20 protein-coding genes and 1 tRNA gene are annotated in these 19,268 nt (G+C 36.4%); all 21 read right to left on the reverse strand.

Annotation, left to right across the window (positions count from 1 at the left end):
• Positions 1–66 precede the first annotated feature (66 nt).
• On the reverse strand, positions 67–645 hold the full coding sequence (gene grpE / locus DYE54_RS02315; RefSeq protein ID WP_115309719.1) for a nucleotide exchange factor GrpE: 579 nt from the start codon (positions 643–645) through the stop codon (positions 67–69).
• Between the two features lie 31 nt (positions 646–676).
• Entirely contained in the window at positions 677–1,699 is a 1,023-nt protein-coding gene (gene hrcA / locus DYE54_RS02320) for a heat-inducible transcriptional repressor HrcA (protein ID WP_115309720.1), read from the reverse strand.
• Between the two features lie 265 nt (positions 1,700–1,964).
• Positions 1,965–3,893: an OPT family oligopeptide transporter gene (locus tag DYE54_RS02325; RefSeq protein WP_115309721.1), complete on the reverse strand. Its 1,929-nt coding sequence runs from the start codon at positions 3,891–3,893 to the stop codon at positions 1,965–1,967.
• A 66-nt stretch (positions 3,894–3,959) separates the two neighbouring features.
• The gene (locus DYE54_RS02330) at positions 3,960–4,697 is read right to left on the reverse strand and encodes a gamma-glutamyl-gamma-aminobutyrate hydrolase family protein (RefSeq protein ID WP_115309722.1); all 738 of its coding nucleotides are present in this window, start codon (positions 4,695–4,697) and stop codon (positions 3,960–3,962) included.
• A 166-nt stretch (positions 4,698–4,863) separates the two neighbouring features.
• Positions 4,864–5,517 carry a potassium channel family protein gene (locus DYE54_RS02335; RefSeq protein ID WP_115309723.1) on the reverse strand — a complete coding sequence of 218 codons (654 nt, stop codon included), beginning with the start codon at positions 5,515–5,517 and terminating at the stop codon, positions 4,864–4,866.
• Positions 5,518–5,527: 10 nt separating this feature from the next.
• Entirely contained in the window at positions 5,528–6,853 is a 1,326-nt protein-coding gene (locus DYE54_RS02340) for a TrkH family potassium uptake protein (protein ID WP_245935724.1), read from the reverse strand.
• 203 nt (positions 6,854–7,056) lie between these two features.
• Positions 7,057–7,656, reverse strand: a complete 600-nt coding sequence (locus DYE54_RS02345; protein WP_115309725.1) for an NAD(P)/FAD-dependent oxidoreductase — start codon at positions 7,654–7,656, stop codon at positions 7,057–7,059.
• Between the two features lie 183 nt (positions 7,657–7,839).
• Complete coding sequence (locus DYE54_RS02350) at positions 7,840–8,364, reverse strand: hypothetical protein (protein WP_115309726.1); 525 nt, start codon at positions 8,362–8,364, stop codon at positions 7,840–7,842.
• A 13-nt stretch (positions 8,365–8,377) separates the two neighbouring features.
• The gene (locus DYE54_RS02355; protein ID WP_115309727.1) at positions 8,378–8,647 is read right to left on the reverse strand and encodes a type II toxin-antitoxin system RelE family toxin; all 270 of its coding nucleotides are present in this window, start codon (positions 8,645–8,647) and stop codon (positions 8,378–8,380) included.
• Between the two features lie 5 nt (positions 8,648–8,652).
• Positions 8,653–8,877 carry a type II toxin-antitoxin system RelB family antitoxin gene (relB, locus tag DYE54_RS02360; RefSeq protein WP_115309728.1) on the reverse strand — a complete coding sequence of 75 codons (225 nt, stop codon included), beginning with the start codon at positions 8,875–8,877 and terminating at the stop codon, positions 8,653–8,655.
• A 115-nt stretch (positions 8,878–8,992) separates the two neighbouring features.
• Positions 8,993–9,694, reverse strand: coding sequence for a metallophosphoesterase family protein (locus DYE54_RS02365; protein ID WP_115309729.1), 702 nt, complete (start codon positions 9,692–9,694; stop codon positions 8,993–8,995).
• A gap of 213 nt (positions 9,695–9,907) precedes the next feature.
• Positions 9,908–10,492 carry a hypothetical protein gene (locus tag DYE54_RS02370; RefSeq protein WP_115309730.1) on the reverse strand — a complete coding sequence of 195 codons (585 nt, stop codon included), beginning with the start codon at positions 10,490–10,492 and terminating at the stop codon, positions 9,908–9,910.
• Positions 10,493–10,648: 156 nt separating this feature from the next.
• Positions 10,649–10,724, reverse strand: a tRNA-Ala gene (locus DYE54_RS02375).
• Positions 10,725–10,783: 59 nt separating this feature from the next.
• Positions 10,784–10,969 carry a DUF7695 domain-containing protein gene (locus DYE54_RS02380; protein WP_115309731.1) on the reverse strand — a complete coding sequence of 62 codons (186 nt, stop codon included), beginning with the start codon at positions 10,967–10,969 and terminating at the stop codon, positions 10,784–10,786.
• Positions 10,970–11,270: 301 nt separating this feature from the next.
• Positions 11,271–11,798: a metallophosphoesterase gene (locus tag DYE54_RS02385; protein WP_115309732.1), complete on the reverse strand. Its 528-nt coding sequence runs from the start codon at positions 11,796–11,798 to the stop codon at positions 11,271–11,273.
• 46 nt (positions 11,799–11,844) lie between these two features.
• Positions 11,845–13,029, reverse strand: a complete 1,185-nt coding sequence (hemW, locus tag DYE54_RS02390; protein WP_115309733.1) for a radical SAM family heme chaperone HemW — start codon at positions 13,027–13,029, stop codon at positions 11,845–11,847.
• 40 nt (positions 13,030–13,069) lie between these two features.
• Positions 13,070–14,872 carry a translation elongation factor 4 gene (lepA, locus tag DYE54_RS02395; RefSeq protein ID WP_115309734.1) on the reverse strand — a complete coding sequence of 601 codons (1,803 nt, stop codon included), beginning with the start codon at positions 14,870–14,872 and terminating at the stop codon, positions 13,070–13,072.
• A 14-nt stretch (positions 14,873–14,886) separates the two neighbouring features.
• A complete protein-coding gene (gene mnmA / locus DYE54_RS02400) occupies positions 14,887–15,948 on the reverse strand; it encodes a tRNA 2-thiouridine(34) synthase MnmA (protein WP_115309735.1) in 1,062 nt (353 codons plus the stop codon).
• A 197-nt stretch (positions 15,949–16,145) separates the two neighbouring features.
• Positions 16,146–17,387: a methionine gamma-lyase family protein gene (locus tag DYE54_RS02405; RefSeq protein WP_115309736.1), complete on the reverse strand. Its 1,242-nt coding sequence runs from the start codon at positions 17,385–17,387 to the stop codon at positions 16,146–16,148.
• Between the two features lie 80 nt (positions 17,388–17,467).
• Complete coding sequence (gene miaA, locus DYE54_RS02410; RefSeq protein ID WP_115309737.1) at positions 17,468–18,412, reverse strand: tRNA (adenosine(37)-N6)-dimethylallyltransferase MiaA; 945 nt, start codon at positions 18,410–18,412, stop codon at positions 17,468–17,470.
• A 76-nt stretch (positions 18,413–18,488) separates the two neighbouring features.
• A complete protein-coding gene (locus tag DYE54_RS02415; RefSeq protein WP_115309738.1) occupies positions 18,489–19,268 on the reverse strand; it encodes a class I SAM-dependent methyltransferase in 780 nt (259 codons plus the stop codon).

Below are 19,268 nucleotides of genomic sequence, written 5' to 3' on the forward strand. Positions count from 1 at the left end.
TGTCATATTAATTCTTTAGTAAAGCAAAGCCTCACCATTCTTTATGCTGAACTTTACTGCCTAGAATTAATCATTATGTACTACTTTTACCATAGCTGGCCGAACTGTTTTACCATCTACAGTATAGCCTGTTTGTAACACTTCACATACCGTGTCATCTTCATATTCTTCAGATGGTACACGCATAATGGCCTGATGATAATTTGGATCAAATGGCTGACCAACAGCATCAATCACCGCTAAGCCATGTTTGCTAAGCATAGCCATCAAGTTTTGGTGAATCATAACAAAACCATCTAAAAAAGCTTTAGTCTCTGCTGTAGTAGGCGCTGCTATGGCTCGCTCAAAATTATCTAATACACCAAATAAATCTTTCATTACATCAGCTTTTACAAAGCCTGCTAACTGATCTTTTTCTTGCAACGTCCGTCGCTTAAAATTATCAAAGTCAGCTTGCAAACGAACAAAGCGTTTTTCTGCTTCTGCGAGTGCCGCTTGTACAGCATCAGCTTCTGCACCAATAGCGTCACTAGCTTCAGTTGCTTCGCTAGCAGCTACATCCTCAGCACTTTCTACTGTTACTTCAGGTTCATTAGCTGTTACTTCTTCAGTTGATACAGTCTCTTGACCTTCTGTTTGTTTCATGTCGTCTGCTCCCATCGTGAGTATCACCTCATTACTTTCTATTTTTATTTTCCGCTAATGCACGCATAAACTCTTGCATATACGATAAAATACCAATAATTCGACCATACTCCATGCGAGTTGGTCCTAAAATTGCCAATGTACCAATCCGTTCATCATTATCACCAAAGTCAGCTTGAATAACGCTTAGTTCTTTCATTGTTTCTGCTTTATTCTCGCTGCCAATAGTAATACCGATGCCATCCTTTTTAGAAGAAGCTAATAATGTATTTAACTGATCTTGCTCTTCCAGCAAAGATAAAATAGGTTGTACCTTTTTAATATCTTTAAATTCTGGCTGTTCAAGTAGTTCCGTTGTTCCTACGGAATAAAAAAGTTTACGTTTTGCAATAGCACGATATAAAGTCTCAGCGAGTATCATCAATACGGCTCGCGGTCCTTCAATTAACTGAATCGTCGCTTCTAAATTATGCAATGTTAAATCGCAAATTCGAAGCTCTTTTACTGCATTAGTGAAACGCATTGTCACCGTAGCCAATACATCATCAGAAACAGCTTCTTTAAAATACATCGGTTCATTATCTAACGCACCTTGATCCGTAACTACGACCATAATGGCTCGATTATCACCGATTGGTAATACATGAATAAATTTTAACACCGAAGTATCATGAGCCGGCGCTAAAAATAAACTCATGTTATGGCTAATTTGTGAAATCAATTTAGCTACATTTAAAAAGAAATCTTCAAAATTAGCTGGCTTTTGTTGCCATATTCTATTAATCTGCTCTGCATCTTCGCGCTCTGTGCCGTTCGAATGCAACATAGCATCTACATAAAATCGATATCCTTTCGCTGAAGGAATTCGCCCTGCTGATGTATGAGGCTGCTCTAAAAAACCTAACTCTTCTAAATCAGCCATTTCATTACGAACCGTGGCAGGACTTACACCTAGATTATAATTCTTAGCCAAGGTGCGAGACCCAACAGGCTCAGCAGATTTTATGTAATCTTGTATGATTGCGTGTAAGATGCGTTGTTTACGTTCATCCATAATCACACCTCGTTGTTAGCACTCATCAAAGTCGAGTGCTAATCACAGCTATAATGTTATCATAAAACGTCAAAATGTCAAGCAGTTCTTTAAAAAATATTTCCTAAAAGTTCGCATATTTACTGATTAGTCAAAAAATCAAAGAGGCGTCCAAAAGTCAAAGCCCTTTGAACGCCTTTTGTTATAACACTTCTATTTCAAATTAAAATTGAAAAGCCTATATATTATGTGTTTTTCCTTTTCAACTTACCTATACATCACTTATTTATGCCGTGCGTTTACGAGTTGCGACTTTATAAATCAATACACATAAAGCTAAATAAATGACAATCCCTAAGTAAGTTGCTTCTGGTGTTTGTTCCCATGCTTCTAAGAACCAATCAACACCAGCAATACGGAGAACCGCACTAATTAAGCTACCAATAGCACCACCAGCTACAAAGCCAGAAGCAATAGTACCACCTTCATTAACACGAGCTTCACCTTCAGCTTCATCTTTGGCACTTCGTTTTACAAGATACGAAATAAAGCCACCAAGTAAAATTGGTGTATTGATTTCCATTGGCAAATATGAACCAAGCGCAAACGCCAATGGTGGTACTCCTACCATCCACAATAAAACAGCAAAGACAGCACCAATAATATATAAAGGCCATGGAGCACTCCCACCGGTCATAAGTGGTTCTACAATCGCCGCCATCGCATTAGCTTGTGGAGCATTTAAAGCACCGTCACCAACAAATCCATAGGCATTATTTAGAAGAATTAAAACACCTACGGATACGATACTGGACACAACAACACCAACTAATTGCCAAGTTTGCATTTTAGCTGGTGTAGCCCCAGTGAAATACGCTACTTTATGTTCTGACATAAAGTTACCAGCAACACCAATCGTTGTCCCTAAAAAGGCTGCCATCATCAAAATAGCAATAATGCCTGTAGTACCACCCATGCCAACACTCGTCAACACAACCGCACTAATGAGGATCATAAAAATGGTCATACCAGATACAGGTTCATTACCAGTAAAGGCGATAGAACTAATCCCAACGACAGATAGTAAGAAAGACATAATTAAAACAATCAAAAATGCCAAAATGGATTGCATCAACGTTTCAGCAAAGTAAATATGGAAGAAAATACCAAATAAAACGGTGGTTAAAATAATACCTAAACCAAGTAATGAGTTTGGTAAATCTCGTTCTGTACGAAGAATATTAACTGTAGTTGTTTTACCACGGGAGAACATATCTACAATAGCACGTTTCATAATCTTGCTAACCACATTAGACATAGTTAGTAAACCAATCACACCGGCCATAGCTAACATACCAATACCAATATGACGTACATATGTAGTGAAAACAGTGCGTACTGGAGCATCAGCTAATAAAATTTCTTTGCCCCCTACTGTCATTAAATGATCGCCACCAATGAAGTAAAACAAAGGAATACATACGAACCAGGCAAAGAAAGAGCCTGCTGCAATAATGGCCCCATACCGCAGACCTGTAAAATAGCCTAACCCTAATAAAGCAATGTCACTATCTAAGGCAAAAGATACTTTCGTCTTATCCTGAATTAATTGACCCCATTTAAAGGTAGTCGTAGAAAATACTTCACGCCACCATCCCAATGTATTCAATACAAAATCATAGAACAAACCTAATAGACCACTCAAAGCCATAAGTTTTGCTTTGCTACCATCATTACTACTCAATACTTCAGCAGCGGCACGACCACCAGGGAAAGGATATGCATGGTGCATTTCTACGCAGAAATATTGGCGGAAGAAAATACAAAGAAATACACCTAGCAAACCACCAAGTATAATAGGTATAATCATTTGTAAAACCGTTACATGATGAATATCTAATATAAATAAGGCCGGTAAAATAAACATCGCACCACATAACACGTTGGTACCAGAACTTGCAATAGCCTGAATATGTACTGTTTCAGGAAATGCATTTTTACGTTTAAATAAAACGGCCATCCCCATAGACAAAATAGAGACTGGTGCAAAGGCATCTACGGTTTGACCAATTTTTAAGCATAAATACCCTACTGCTAATGCAAATAATGCAGCAAAGAATAACCCCCAGAAAATAACATATCCGTTAATTTCTTCATAATTTTTGTTGGGATCCATAATAGGCCGAACTTCATCATGATGTCCTGAAGCTGCCATATCATCAACTCCTTAATCCATAAATACTAAGAACTAATAAATACTCCCACTACACCCTTCATAGCGCTAGCCCATAACAGTGCTAGCAGCTTCAATAAACCCCTTAAACAATAGTTTTGCCTCTGAAGATCGATTAATCATCATTTCTGGATGAAATTGACAAGTTACAAGCCATGGATATTCTGTGCCCTCCAAACCTTCCACAACCCCATCTTTAGCCACAGCAGTCACCTTTAATCCTTCACCCACTCGATGTACCATTTGATGATGATGTGAATTAGTTACCCAACGAGTGTTACCAATCAATTGAGCTAATTTAGAATCAGCTTCAATATCAACAGTATGAAACGCCATTGATGGTGTCTGATTTTGTACATGTTTTAATGTACAATTTGTATCATACTTTAAATCCTGATATAAAGTACCACCCATATACACATTGACGATTTGATGTCCTCGACAAATTGCCAAAATAGGAATTTCTTTCTCCATAGCCGCCTTTAAAAGCATGAAATCAAATTGATCTCGTTCTGGCCATACTTCTTCTAAGCCTTGCAACGGTTCTTCCCCATAATTTAGAGGAAAGATATCATGACCTCCAGAAAGCAGTAAACCATCCAATCGTGAAATTGTTTCAACTATCACCTCTTCATCTAATGTTAAAGGAATAATAACAGGTACCCCGCCTTGTGACTCAATAGAACGTACATAATCTTGATTCACATAAGACCGTTGTAATTCAACAAATGAACCATGATCATCTCGTAACTGACTACCGGAAATCCCAATAAAAGGTCTTTTCATAGTGTTCATCCTCTCCGTTTTCACAAAACTCCTCCCACTACGCACAAAAGAGAGGGGTCCATGCTAGCAGGAACAGCCCTCTCTTTTATCTAACTTGATTATATGTTGTATCATTATGAATGTCAATTACTAGTGTACAATTGATAACTAATTAGCATATTACCCCTTAAAGTTGGCTTAGTTTTGTGATATCCTCATTGCGGCCAATAAGAATTAACATATCCTCTTCAGTAAGTGGTTCCTTTGGATTTGGTGGCACCATTACACTTTTATGCCGTTTAATAGCTACAATATTAATACCATACCGACTTCTTAGTGACAATTCCTCTAAAGTGTGCCCTACCATAAAGGCCGGTGTATTCATTTCTACTAATCCAATATCTTGCGATAACTGAAAATAATCCACAATATATTCGCGTGTTAACATCTGAGCTAATCGGTCAGCCATATTCATTTCAGGGAAAATTACTAAATCGACACCAACTCGTTCTAATAATTTACTTTCCATATCACTGGACGCTTTAGCCACTACATAAGGAGCCTGTAATTCCTTAAGAACCATGGCTGTTAACAATTTCGCTTTCAAATCATCACCAATGGCTATTACTACCACATCAAAATCTTGCAAATGTAAGCTACGAATTGTTTCTTCATCACTAAAATCAGCTACAATACTATGCGTAATAAAGGGCGTTAACTTTTGCACCACTTTTTCGTCAATATCAATGCCACATACTTCATGCCCCAAAGCAGCCACTTGCTTTGCTAACGTGCCTCCGAACCGGCCAAGTCCAATTATACCTATTGTTTTACGTTTCATATATATACTCCTATAACAATACATTGTCTTCTGGAAAATACGCTGTTGTTGTATGTCGTCGTCTCAAGAAAAAGGCCCCGATTAATGTCAGTACACCAATACGCCCCGTATACATGACTACAATAAGCGTTAATTTACTAATCGTAGACAATTCAGAGGTAATGCCAATAGTAAGCCCTACCGTAGCAAAAGCAGATGTTACCTCAAAAAGCAAATCTAAAAACGGAAATTTCTCAATCCCAGCGAGTACAAAAGTGGCTAACACGACTAACATAGAAGAAAAGAAGACGATGCCACAGGCTTTATAAATAATAGCTTGACTTAAACTTCTTTCAAATATCTCAACTCGTCGTTTATTTGTAAATAAAGACCTCGATGTAGCCCATAAAACAGCCATTGTACTTATTTTAATACCGCCCCCTGTCGAGTTTGGCCCTGCACCAATAAACATAAAAACTACGGTAATAAAAACGGTAATGGGATGTAAGTCTGCATAGTTTAACGTAGGAATCCCCGCTGTACGTGGTGTCACTGCTTGAAATAAAGCACCTTGTAATTTAGTAAATAGAGGCATTGACTGTAATGTATTATTCCACTCTAACCCTAAAATGGCTAACATTCCCACAATCACTAAAATACCATTACCAACCAGCATTACCTTAGTATGTAAAGCAAAGCTATGAAAACCACGGTTATAGTTTTTGAAAATATCAAAAGAAGCCATATAGCCAAAGCCACCAATGATAATTAAGCTACACGTAGTTAAGGTGAATCCCCAGTTACCTACTAACTCATATGGTAAGTTATTATCGAAAAACACAAAACCAGCATTACAGAATGTAGAAATAGCTTGATAAAACCCATAATAGATTGCACTACTTCCTAAATACGGCCATAAATCAATGGCATAAGCAATGCCGCCTAAAAATTCAACGCCAAATGTTAATAGTGCTATTTGCTTAAGCACAGTATGCACTGAAATATTGTCTTCTCCAATATCTTCTTGAAGCAGTAATTTATTTTCTAACCCCACTTTTCTGCGTAAAATTAAAAATATAAAAGTAGTAAAGGTCATGGTTCCCAAACCACCGATTTGTATTAATAAAATCATGATTGTTTGACCAAATACACTCCAGTGTTGAAAGGTATCAACCGTAGCTAGCCCTGTTACTGATACACAGGACACAGCTATAAATAAGGCATCAATCCAAGATGTACTCATACCATCATTTGTCGCTATAGGTAAACTCAAAAGAACAGCCCCTAAAAGCATTAAACAAGCAAAACTAAGGGCTAACATTCGCTGAGGATTATTCATCAACGATTCGCGCCACATTCGTCGCCATGGCTTTGATTGATTATGTAAATCAGGTTTTAAAAGCATACTGAAACCTCTTCTTTATTTATTAAATTATAAATTACAAATAACAAATATGAAAATAGTATATTTGTATTATACCTAGTTTCCAGCTTTTTTAATATAAAAAACTCTTCCAAGTAAGCATTTCTAATAAGTCTAACTTGAAAGAGTTCCTATGATTATTCAGTTACAATAAACGGATTGCCTAAACGTGCTAAACAATGGTCAAATTTTTCTTTCGGCATAGCATTTTCTTTATACCATTGTAATAAAAATTCAATTTTTGCTTGGGTATCTTCAACAGACAAACCTTTGGCTAAAATTTCGCCACCCTTAGGTCGATTACCACTTTTACCACCAACTACTAGCACAAATCCATCAGGCATGCCGTATACGCCAATATCTTTAATCATTGGTTCTGCACAACAACGAGGACAACCACTAATACCAACACGAACTTTATTTGGCATCGTTTCTCCAAAATACTTCTCATCTATATACTTCGCTAACGGCATCGTTTGCATAAATGCATGAGAACATCCATCCGTACCGCGACAAGCCACTACGGAATTGACCGCAGCATGCTTCACGGGTTGAACCCCTTCGGGTAACCGTTTTATAATTGCTTCCTTCGCGTCTTTAGTAATATCATAAATTTGAATGCCAGTTACTACTACTCGGAATTTTCCATCAAATTCATCAGCCAAGTCCATAATAGCATGTAATTGATCACGGGAAAATTCACTAAATAGCGAATGTAAAATAATCGATGTTTTCATGAAAGCTCCTTAGTTATCTGATTAATGAGATCACTTATATCCTAAAAAAATCCTATACTTATTTATTTGTATCATATTACTATTCTACAAAACCGTGATAAATATCACCAAATAACTAAAAGTTATGATTAAACAACTTAACGTATAGTAGAACTTAATTATACAACATTGTATATATAGCCTTTATAACATAGTAGAAATTGTCTTATCATCCAATGTTTCTACTTTATGCTGCAAATATTTACGCCATACATATTCAGCACTAGCCGTTGCATATAAGAGAAAATAAAAATAGGCTGCACTTGATAGTGCCATAAAAATTAACGAAAATCTAGTAATCATTTCATTATCACTGACTTGCCCTGCCTGTAGTTCCGTCATAAATAAAGCAACCACAGCTATATAAAATAAAGCCAAAACAATGGCTAAAACAAGGGCAATGGCATATAAAATAAATAAAAAAGCACTTTTGGATATATGCGTATCAGGAAAACGCGTTGTTAAACCTTTCACATAAAATGGACGACATAACAAAGCAAATACTGTAATCACTACAAATAAAATAATGCCTGCCACTATGTGAAACTTATCGCCAGGCAATAAATGATACAGCCACTTATATGAAAAAAAGACTACCGCTAAACTCACTAAATCAAAACCAATGCTAGCAAAACAAGCACGCCAGCCAAATCTTACATAATCTCGCATCTTTCAAACTTCCTTACTTCTTTTTATAAATCTCTCGACGATGTGCCACTTCAAACAAAAAAATTTTCAGAACTTTATCATCAATTTCAGCAAATAAACGATAATCCCCAACTCTATAACGCCAAATTCCTTTTAAATTTCCTGTTAATGCTTTTCCATGAATTCTTGGATCGATAGTATCTACTAAATTTTTAACAATCCAATTTTTTATTACTTTAGCTATAGATTTATCTATCTTTTTTAATTCTTTTATAGCACTATCCGTAAACTCTACACTGTACATTTATATTATATTCCTAACATATCCCAAACTTCTTCATGAGAATATGTTTTTTCCTGTTTTGCTCGTTCTTTAGCTTTTAAAATTCTTTTTTCATCAAGTTTTAAATCATCTTCAATTTTATCTAACACAATATCTCTAATAAAAGACGATAAATTTAAATTATTCATTTCAACATATGATCTAATTAATTTATTTTCATCTTCTGACAATCGTAACGAAATAGTACTCATAATAAGCCTCCTATTCTTCTTAAGATAATACTGCTTATTTTATTTTACAAAAAGATGTAATACAAGTCTTACATCTTTGTATTACAAGTATAACACAATTCTATACTATTATCAATTATTTCATTTCTACAATATCATTATATATCAAGCGAGCTTTTAAATTATTATCACTTATATCATCATGAAAATGCCCAAAATACCAGCATTTGTAAATTATTTTTTTATATATCTCTGTTAAAAAATCGGCCGTTTCGCAAGGTTCGTTTTTAGTAGATAAAGCTTTTTTATATAGTGATTTAAATTGTTTAGGTGCTGTATGAGTTATTACATAATCAACTTCCCAATTACATGCATTAAGCTTGTCTATAGCATGTATTCGCTCTTCTTCAGAGCATACCTCTTGAGGCCACCAAGATAGTTTAGGCGTACGCCACTCTTTATCTGTACTCGTAGCGCCGCCAAATGTAAAAATACGTGATGTTTCCATCGTATATATTTCACCACGCATCAAATGGTAACACCCTTCTATGTTTTGTACCAGTCCACCCCATTTTTCTTCAAGGGGATATTTTGCTAATTGGTTAAAATTTTCATGGTTGCCATCAATAAAACAGGTAGTAAATGGTCCATCAGCTAACAATTTAAGTAATTTAACATCTTTATAATTTTTCCAATATGAAGTTAAAGGACTCCACCAAGGTAAACCAAAATCACCAGCAATTATTAAAATATCATCTTTTGTGGTTTCCTTTAACGTATCTAAATATCCACGTATTGTTGATTTATCGCCATGTAAATCACCAGTAATATAAAGCATAAAGTCACCTACTTTACTATTGAAAAATACTACACTTCTTTATTACTTATTTATAACACAGAGTGTATATATGGGCAACAATAAAAGACCTATCAAATTTATTACACTGAAACAGAAGTTTCCTCACTTACTTAAAGTAATAAATTACAATAGGTCTCTTTTACATATATAAAGTTATTACACAATTAACTGATATGATTTAATTGACAAATTTTAATGTTTAATTTCCTTAATTAAATTTCCTTGTGCATCAAATCTTAAAGTATATTGTTCCCGTGCTCCATCTACAGTAGTAGAAGCTGTAAATACGCCCTCATCAACGGAGTACGAGTAAAATACACCATGTTTTACTTCGCCACCTTCTATACTTTTGGCCTTCTCCTCAGATACTTTGTAAATTTCAGGCACTTTATTAAAGTCAATTGTGCTAATAGCGCCTACATTGTCAGCTAATACGCCATCACCGGTTAATTGAACCGGTTGCGGACCACTCCATTTACCATTTTCATATCGATAGCCATCAACCTTATCAGTAGTTCCTGGTTTTTGAATTTGGATTAATACTATATTTCCTAAATCCTTGTAATAATTAAAAGTAATGCCATCCATAGCTTTTAAATCATGCCCTTTTAATTCTTCTCTATTCTTTAGTTCATCAATAATTTTATTCGCTAAACCAGGTTCTGTAAGCACATTTGATTTACTACCACCCCCCGTTAAACTACTGACAGTATCCCCACAGCCTACTAAAAATACTACTGAAAATACTACTAGTAACATTACCCAAAGTTTCCTCATTGTCATGCCTCCCTGTTTAATTACAATACCAATGAAACAACCTCAAACATTCATTTATATTTCATATTATACCCTGTTCTTGAATTTTTTAATAATACCTATCTTGAAACGAAGATATTACAATCAAAAAAAGACCGCACAATCGTGCGGTCTCAATGGTGGAGATAAGCGGGATCGAACCGCTGACCTCTTGAATGCCATTCAAGCGCTCTCCCAGCTGAGCTATACCCCCATGCATTACTCCTATATATTACTAAATACATGAGGGAAATGTCAATATAATCTAAACATCTACTCTATATAATCAGACAGTTCAATGTAGTCATCTTCTTCAACAAAACACCGACGTAAATATTCATGCACACCATCAACAGCAACACGTTGACAACTACATGTTTTATAATCATGCATAAAAGTTGATTCAATAACATCCCCACAAAATTTGCATTTTATTTTATTAGTGAAGATTTTTTGCATAATAACCTCCCTAATTCTATAAAAACAACCGCCCATGAAAAGCAGCTGTTACTTGATTAACCTAGATTAATTATTTGTTATTCCGCCATTAACAGGCAGTAAGCATTTAGCAAACCGAATCATTTAGTATCGCACTATCGGCAAGCGATAGATGTGCTAGGTTAATTCCCTTTTATACCATCTACAATAAAAGGGTGTTTACTTTTTAGCTATTTGACACGTTTCTCCGCTTTTATAATTTCATTATACTATTATTTTAGATAGATTCAACATAAGCGCATGTTAAATCTATTATTTTATACTAAATCTTCAAATAAGGTCGAAATTTTTCAAAAATTTCATCTAATGATATAGGATAATAATTATGACTATCGACACCTACATCGTATCGTAATATTCCGTTAGCCACATTTCTTTCATTATAAGAACCATCAGAATGGATATGTCCATGCAAATTTATTCCCCGATTATGTCTAGAATGTAGCCATTCCATCATAGGATAATGTATCATCGAGAAAACTACATGATTATAACGAAAAGTCGTAAAATCTAAGATATCCTCAAACAACGCCGTATTATACTCTTTATCATGATTTCCTCGAATAAGAATTTTAGTTCCCTTTAATCTTTTAATTATAGAGTTCGCTTCTTCAATAGGTAAACGGAACGTTAAATCACCCAATATATAAACTATATCATTAGCATGTACTACAGAATTATAATTATTAATAATCGTTTCATTCATTTCTTCAAGTGATTGAAATGGTCTTTTACTTAAACGTATTGCATTAGCATGCCCTAAATGTAAATCACTTGTAAAATATATCATATACTGCCCTCCTCTTTAAGTTTTATATTTAATTGAACCCTTATGTCTATCGTATAAATTGACTAAACACATAATTCCCATGTTTCGCCCCATCTCGCGTTAAACACCAAGAATCATTTACTTGTTGCAATAATCCCTGTTTATTTAAGTGTTCTAATTCATTTCCAAAAATAGTTAGCAACGATTGGTTAAATCGTTGTTCAAAATTTAATTTAGATAGTCCCCATTTTGTTCTTAATGCTAAGAAACAAAAATCTTCCACAGATCGTGTTTCACTAATTGTTTCTTCAAATACTACTGGTAATAGCTCTTGCCGTAAACGAGTAATATAAGGCACTACATATGGCTCATTATTACGTCGCACATCGGTATAAAAGGAGTACGCACCTGCCCCAAAAGCCAAATACTCTTTATATTGCCAATACCGCAAATTATGATGGCTATACGCTTGATTATTGGTAAAATTAGAAATTTCATACCGTTCAAAACCATACGATGCTAATTGATCTAACATACAATCATACATTGCTTCATTTTCATCATCACTCGGTAATAATAATTGACCTTGCTCCACTTGTTTATGAAGATTAGTACCTTCTTCGAGTTGTAAGCCATAAATTGAAATATGACTCACACCTAAATCAACTAGTGTTTTAACATTTGTTTCAATATCTTTTAGGTGCTGACCTGGTAAGGCGTAAATTAAATCGCCACTAACTGACTGAAATCCTACTGACAATGCATCTGTAATCGCCTGTTTTGCCATACTTGAAGTATGTCCACGACGTAACAAAGTTAACAAACTATCATCAAAAGTTTGCACACCATAACTAAGCCTAGTAACTCCTAAGGATTTTAAATCTTGCAAATATGACTTATCTATTTCCCCTGGATTAGCTTCCATAGATACTTCAATGACATCATTACAAGGATAATGCTTATAAAGTACATTTAAAATATGTTCAATCTGAGGTATAGAAAGCTGAGTAGGTGTGCCACCACCAAAATATATAGTTTGCACTGGTATTGAAGTACTTTCTGGATATTTTTTAGCCCATAATTTAATTTCAGTACAAAGAGCTGTTACATAATCATCATAATAGGCTTCTAACCCTTCATAAGAAGCAAAATCACAGTAAGAACATTTTTTACGACAAAACGGGATATGAAGGTATACCCCCATATCCCGTGTATTTGACGTCGCAAAAGAGGGCCTGCATGTGTTATTCATACACAAACTCCTTTTTATATCGTCATAAATATTGATTGATTTATTTATCATCAACTTTAAGAATCGCCATGAATGCTTCTTGAGGAATTTCAACACTCCCTACCGCCTTCATACGCTTCTTACCTTCTTTTTGTTTTTCTAATAATTTACGTTTACGGCTAATGTCACCACCATAACATTTGGCTAATACGTCTTTACGCCATGCTTTCACCGTTTCACGAGCAACAATTTTATTACCTACCGCTGCTTGAATTGGAATTTCAAACATTTGACGAGGAATCAACTCTTTTAACTTCTCAGCCAACGCACGACCACGCATAGCAGCTCGATCTTTATGAACAATAATACTAAGAGCATCTACTGGCTCCCCATTGAGAAGAATATCCATCTTAACCATAGGGGATGTTTGATAACCAATCAATTCATAATCGAGTGAAGCATAACCTTTCGTAGCGGATTTTAGTTTATCAAAGTAATCGTAAATAATTTCGCCTAATGGCAAATGATATACGATAGATACACGGGTTTCATCCAAATACTCCATGGATTGATATTCACCGCGCTTATCCTGTGATAACTCCATAATTGCCCCCACAAAATCTTTAGGTACAATAGTAGTCGCTTTTACATAAGGCTCTTCAATGTAATCAATTTCAGTTGGTGGTGGTAATTTAGCAGGATTATCAATTTCTAAGACTTCACCATTTGTTTTATGCACTTTGTAGTTAACACTTGGTGCTGTGGTGATAAGCGTTAAATTATATTCCCGTTCTAACCGCTCTTGAATGACATCCATATGCAATAGTCCAAGGAAACCACAACGGAAGCCAAATCCCAAAGCAATAGACGTTTCAGGTTCATATTCAAGCGCAGCATCATTGAGATTTAACTTTTCTAAGGCATCTCGCAAATTATCATAGTCTTTACTATCTGTTGGATAGAGTCCGCAGTATACCATAGACACCGCTTTACGATAACCGGGTAATGGTTCTGCTGCTGGTGCCTCTGCTTTAGTAATGGTATCACCTACATGGCAATCGCCTACATTTTTAATACTAGCTGCTACGCAACCAACACTACCACAAGTTAATTCATCCACCGGTAGTAAATTAGGCGTAAATACACCAAGTTCGGTAACTTCGAAGTCTTTATTATCGTGCATCATCCGAATAATATCACGTTTTTTAATCGAACCTTCTTTTACACGAACATAAGCAATAGCCCCTTTGTAGGAATCAAAACGAGAATCAAAAATCAAAGCACGGGTAGGTTCATCCGATTTATCTGGGGGTGCCGGAATTCGCTCTACAATAGCTTCTAAAATATCTTGAATCCCTATTCCTGATTTAGCACTGGCTAGAATAGCATCTGATGCATCAAGACCGATAATATCCTCAATTTCTTTCTTTACCCGTTCTACATCAGCACTTGGTAAGTCAATTTTATTGATGACAGGAATAATTTCTAAATCATGTTCTAACGCTAAATACACATTTGCCAAGGTTTGTGCTTCTACCCCTTGTGCAGCATCGACTACGAGTAAAGCACCTTCACAAGCAGCTAAAGAGCGCGATACTTCATAACTAAAGTCAACATGACCAGGTGTGTCAATTAAATTTAACGTATATTGTTTACCATCTTTAGCCGTATGTAATAAACGAACTGATTGGGCTTTAATGGTAATACCACGTTCACGTTCTAAATCCATAGAGTCCAATACTTGGGCTTCCATCTCACGTTTAGTGAGCGTTCCCGTTGTTTCAATTAAACGGTCGGCCAAGGTGGATTTGCCATGGTCTATATGAGCAATAATACAGAAATTGCGGATATGGTCTGTGGACATCAAATTACCTCTCTCTAACAAACAGTTTCGATAACGCCTCCTCCAAGGACTTGCGTGCCGTCATAAAATACGACCGATTGACCTGGCGTGATGGCCCGCTGTGGCGTTTCAAATACAACTTCCATCGTTTCATCATCAAGTATACGAGCTACGCAAGGAGATGGGTTCGCTGCATAGCGAATTTTACCCGATGCATGTAACTCTTCAGGAATCGTACCTGATAAGAAATTATAATGTTTGCAAATCATACGATTTGTAAATAAACTTTCATCAGGACCAACGATAACTTCATTCTTTTCACCATCTAAGCGAACTACATAAAGTGGGTATTTATACGCAATACCGAGACCTTTACGTTGGCCAATGGTGTAATTAAATAAACCATTATGTTGACCTAAAATTTCACCATTTTCATGAACAATATTGCCTGACTTAGGTGCGGTTGTCAACTGTTTTTTAATAAAACCTTGATAGTTATGGTTTGGTAAGAAGCAAATATCTTCACTATCAGGTTTATTCGCTACTGGCAAATCACGATCATTCGCCATTTCACGAGTTAAAGTCTTCTTCTGTGCCCCCAATGGGAACATGAGATGACTTAAAATGTGCTGGTTCAAAGTATACAATACATAACTTTGATCCTTCGAAGGGTCATCCCCTTTATGAAGTTCATACAATTTCGTTGCTTCATTATAACGAACTTGTGCATAATGACCAGTCACCATATGTGTAGCGCCTAGTTCTAAAGCTCTGTTTAATAGCAAGTCAAATTTTATATTTTTATTACAGAATACACAGGGATTCGGCGTGCGGCCAGCGGCATATTCATTAACAAAATAATCTACCACATTATCATAAAAAATATCCCGAGCATCCACAACATGATGCTCAATACCAAGAAAATCACACATTTTCTTAGCATCTGTTACGGCTAGTGGCACATCATCAGGATCAGTGTCACTTACCCATAACCGTAAGGTAATACCAAATACCTTATACCCTTGTTCTAACAGCATTGACGCTGTTAAGGAGCTATCTACGCCCCCACTCATTGCAACTGCTACAACGTTTTCCATGCTTTCTCCTTCTGTTGGTCGCTTGACCTGTACAGTAACTCAATATACATGATACAGAGTGAAAGTCCGAATATGTATATACTGACTAAAAAATAAAAATGTAGATACAGAATGCTTTAAAAACTAAAGCAACAGATAGTATAACATAAAATAAGCTTAATATATAGAGATATTTAGAAATATAATCTAAAACAACCTTATTTTCTATTTGCCAAAATTTCTTCAGCTGCCCCTAAAATACCAAGCATTGAATGCTCAAATACTAAACCGCCTTGCATAAAGATTGTATATGGTGGTCTTACGGGACCATCAGCGCTTAACTCAATGGATGACCCTTGCACAAACGTTCCGCCAGCCATGATGATTTGATCTGTATAACCTGGCATATCACCTGGCACGGGACGTACATGAGCATCTACTGGTGAATAAGCCTGCATACCACGACAAAATTGTTCCATTTCATCTGCATTATGGAGATTAATGGCCTGAATCAAATCATAACGCGGTGAATCAACCTTCGGAAATACCTCGTAACCTAACAAGGTTCCAACAGCAGCCGTATATACAGCCCCTTTCAATGCTTGTAAAACTACATGAGGCGCTAAAAATAAACCTTGGAAGAATAACCGATACCCTGGTGAATAAGATCCCATATGATCACCTAGCCCTGGCGCCGTTAGCTCATAGGCCACATCTTCCACAAGTTCAGCTTTCCCCGCCACATAACCACCAGTTGGAGCGATACCGCCACCAGCGTTCTTAATTAAAGAACCAGCCATAATATCGGCGCCATGTTCTAAGGGTTCTGTTGTTTCAGTAAATTCACCATAACAATTATCGACAAAGCAAAGTGTCTTTGGATTCTTAGCTTTTACAGCTTGGCAGATAATTTCAATATCTTTAACCGACAATGGCTCGCGTGTACTATAACCACGTGAACGTTGAATAACAACGACACGGGTATCATCGGTAACAGCGGCCTTAATCCCCTCTATGTCGTATGTATTATTTTTTAATGGTACTTCTTTATAAATAAACCCACGTTCTACCAAAGAATTACGCACTGGATGTGGTACACCAATTACGGATTGCATAGTATCATAAGGTGCTCCAACAGCATATACAAATTCTTTGCCTCCTTTACCACTACCAAGTAAAGCAATTAAGGTCGTCGCTAACGCATGAGTACCTGACACAAAGTGAGCACGTACTAGCGCCTTTTCAGCTTTAAACACATGAGCAAACACTTCATCAAGTTTTTCACGGCCACTATCATTATAGCCATATCCACTAGAGCCATTAAAATGATAATCACTTAATTGACACGCTTTAAATGCTTCTAATACTTTCTTCGTATTATGTAATGCAATAGGTTCAAATTGTTTAAATTGTGGCTCTGCCATTCGTAAGGCTTCGTCACGGATACTTTCTAAATTCATTATCTATAAACATCCTAACATAAAATTAAATACATATATTTGCCATCCTGTGATGGGGTTTCTGATACATCATAATTACATCATATATTGAATTTGTTTACCTTCAGTTGTGCACCAATAATTGTAATCGCTTCCTCATAAACAGACTCACTCGTACGATTATTATCACAATCTAGCCATGTAATATATGGCATCCGCTTATACCAAGTAATCTGCCGCTTAGCAAAGCGTCTTGTGTTCTGTTGAATGGCTGCTATAGCCTCTGCTTTTGTATATGAGCCTTGGTAATAGGCGACCACTTCTTTATAGCCAATCCCCTTAAAAGCCTGACAATCCGGTGAAATACCACTAGCTAACAAAGTTTCTACTTCTTCAAATAGCCCTTGTTCCACCATAATTTCAACACGTAAGTTAATGCGTTCATATAGCTCTTCACGATTACGCCGTAAGCCAATAACAGGACCTTCATACGATAAACCGGCTTTGGTTTGATTGGTAAGAGCTTCATAATGACCCTGTTCCATCAGCTCAATAGCTCGAAATAATCGGTGTTTATCTGTAAAACGAAGGCTTATTTGCCCCTTTTTAGCTAGCTGTTCGCCATATGCCAATACAGCGTTTTCACCATCAACCACCCACATATCTTCTAAGCGTTTACGAATCGATGTATCAGGCCCCTCTACTGAAAAATCGAAGCCTTCCAACAAGGATTGCACATAAAAGCCTGTGCCTCCCGATAAGATAGGCATTTGACCTTGTAAATGAGCATTCGTAATTGCTTGAGCGGCTGCTCTTTGAAAATCAGCCACACTGTAACTGTCATCAGCTTCACAAATGTCAATTAACCGATGTGGTACGGATGCCAATTCCTCGACCGTTGGCTTGGCTGTGCCAATATTTAGTCCTTTATAAATTTGGTATGCATCCCCTGAAATAACTACGCCATTTAAAGCCTTTGCTAGTCGTAAAGTTAAATCAGTTTTACCTACTGCGGTAGGTCCTAAAATGGTAATTAATTGTTCCATTGGATGCCTCCTTTCTTACAAGTCCAATAGTTAATACATAATATAAAGTACTCTTATATAGTAAGCCATCGTAAACCTAAATTTCATAAACACCATAAGCTACATTGCTATAGGTGCCCCCTTCCATATAAGTGGGTGTCCAACTTTGAAACACAGAACTAAAAGGGCGCTCCTTTATAATAACACGTTGTTTGGCTACTCGTTTTGCTTCCTGTAAAATATCTTCTGTCATGGTGGTAGCCAATACATGGCCGCGTAAACTTAAAAATTGCGGGCTCTCTTTTACTGGCACTTCAAACATAGGATCAAAATATACCACATCAAAACTATTAGTAGTGGCTTGTTTTAAAAATGATTCAAAACGTATAGCACATACTTGTATACGGCGTAAAGCCATAGTCACAGCTTCAGATTTGTGCACAAAGTGTCGACAACCATAATTAGTAACATAAGCCAATAATGGATTTCCTTCAAGTGCTACCAATTGTTTAATATCTGGTCTAGCATAAGATACCAACAAACTGTCACTACCAAGACCAGCCGTGCAGTCTAAAAAAGAAGTTACAGTTTCATTACCTAGTGCCCTTATTAAATGATCGCATTGTCCTCGGTCATAAGCAATAATCCGTAATTGAGCCATAGAAAGATGGAATTCGTGGGCTTTGCCCTCGCCCGTATACAGTTTTGGCCCTTTTTTACTGAGGATTAATACATCTTCCCCTTCATATTGTGCCTGTAAATTAGGCAAGGACAGCCCCCTACGTGGCACATAAGGCAATTGCAATAAATCAGCTACTTGTTTGGCTTGTTGTGCTTCTAGCTCTTTACCTTTTTGCGAAATTGTTACAATGGCCAT

The organism is Veillonella criceti (assembly GCF_900460315.1).
Classification (GTDB): domain Bacteria; phylum Bacillota; class Negativicutes; order Veillonellales; family Veillonellaceae; genus Veillonella_A; species Veillonella_A criceti.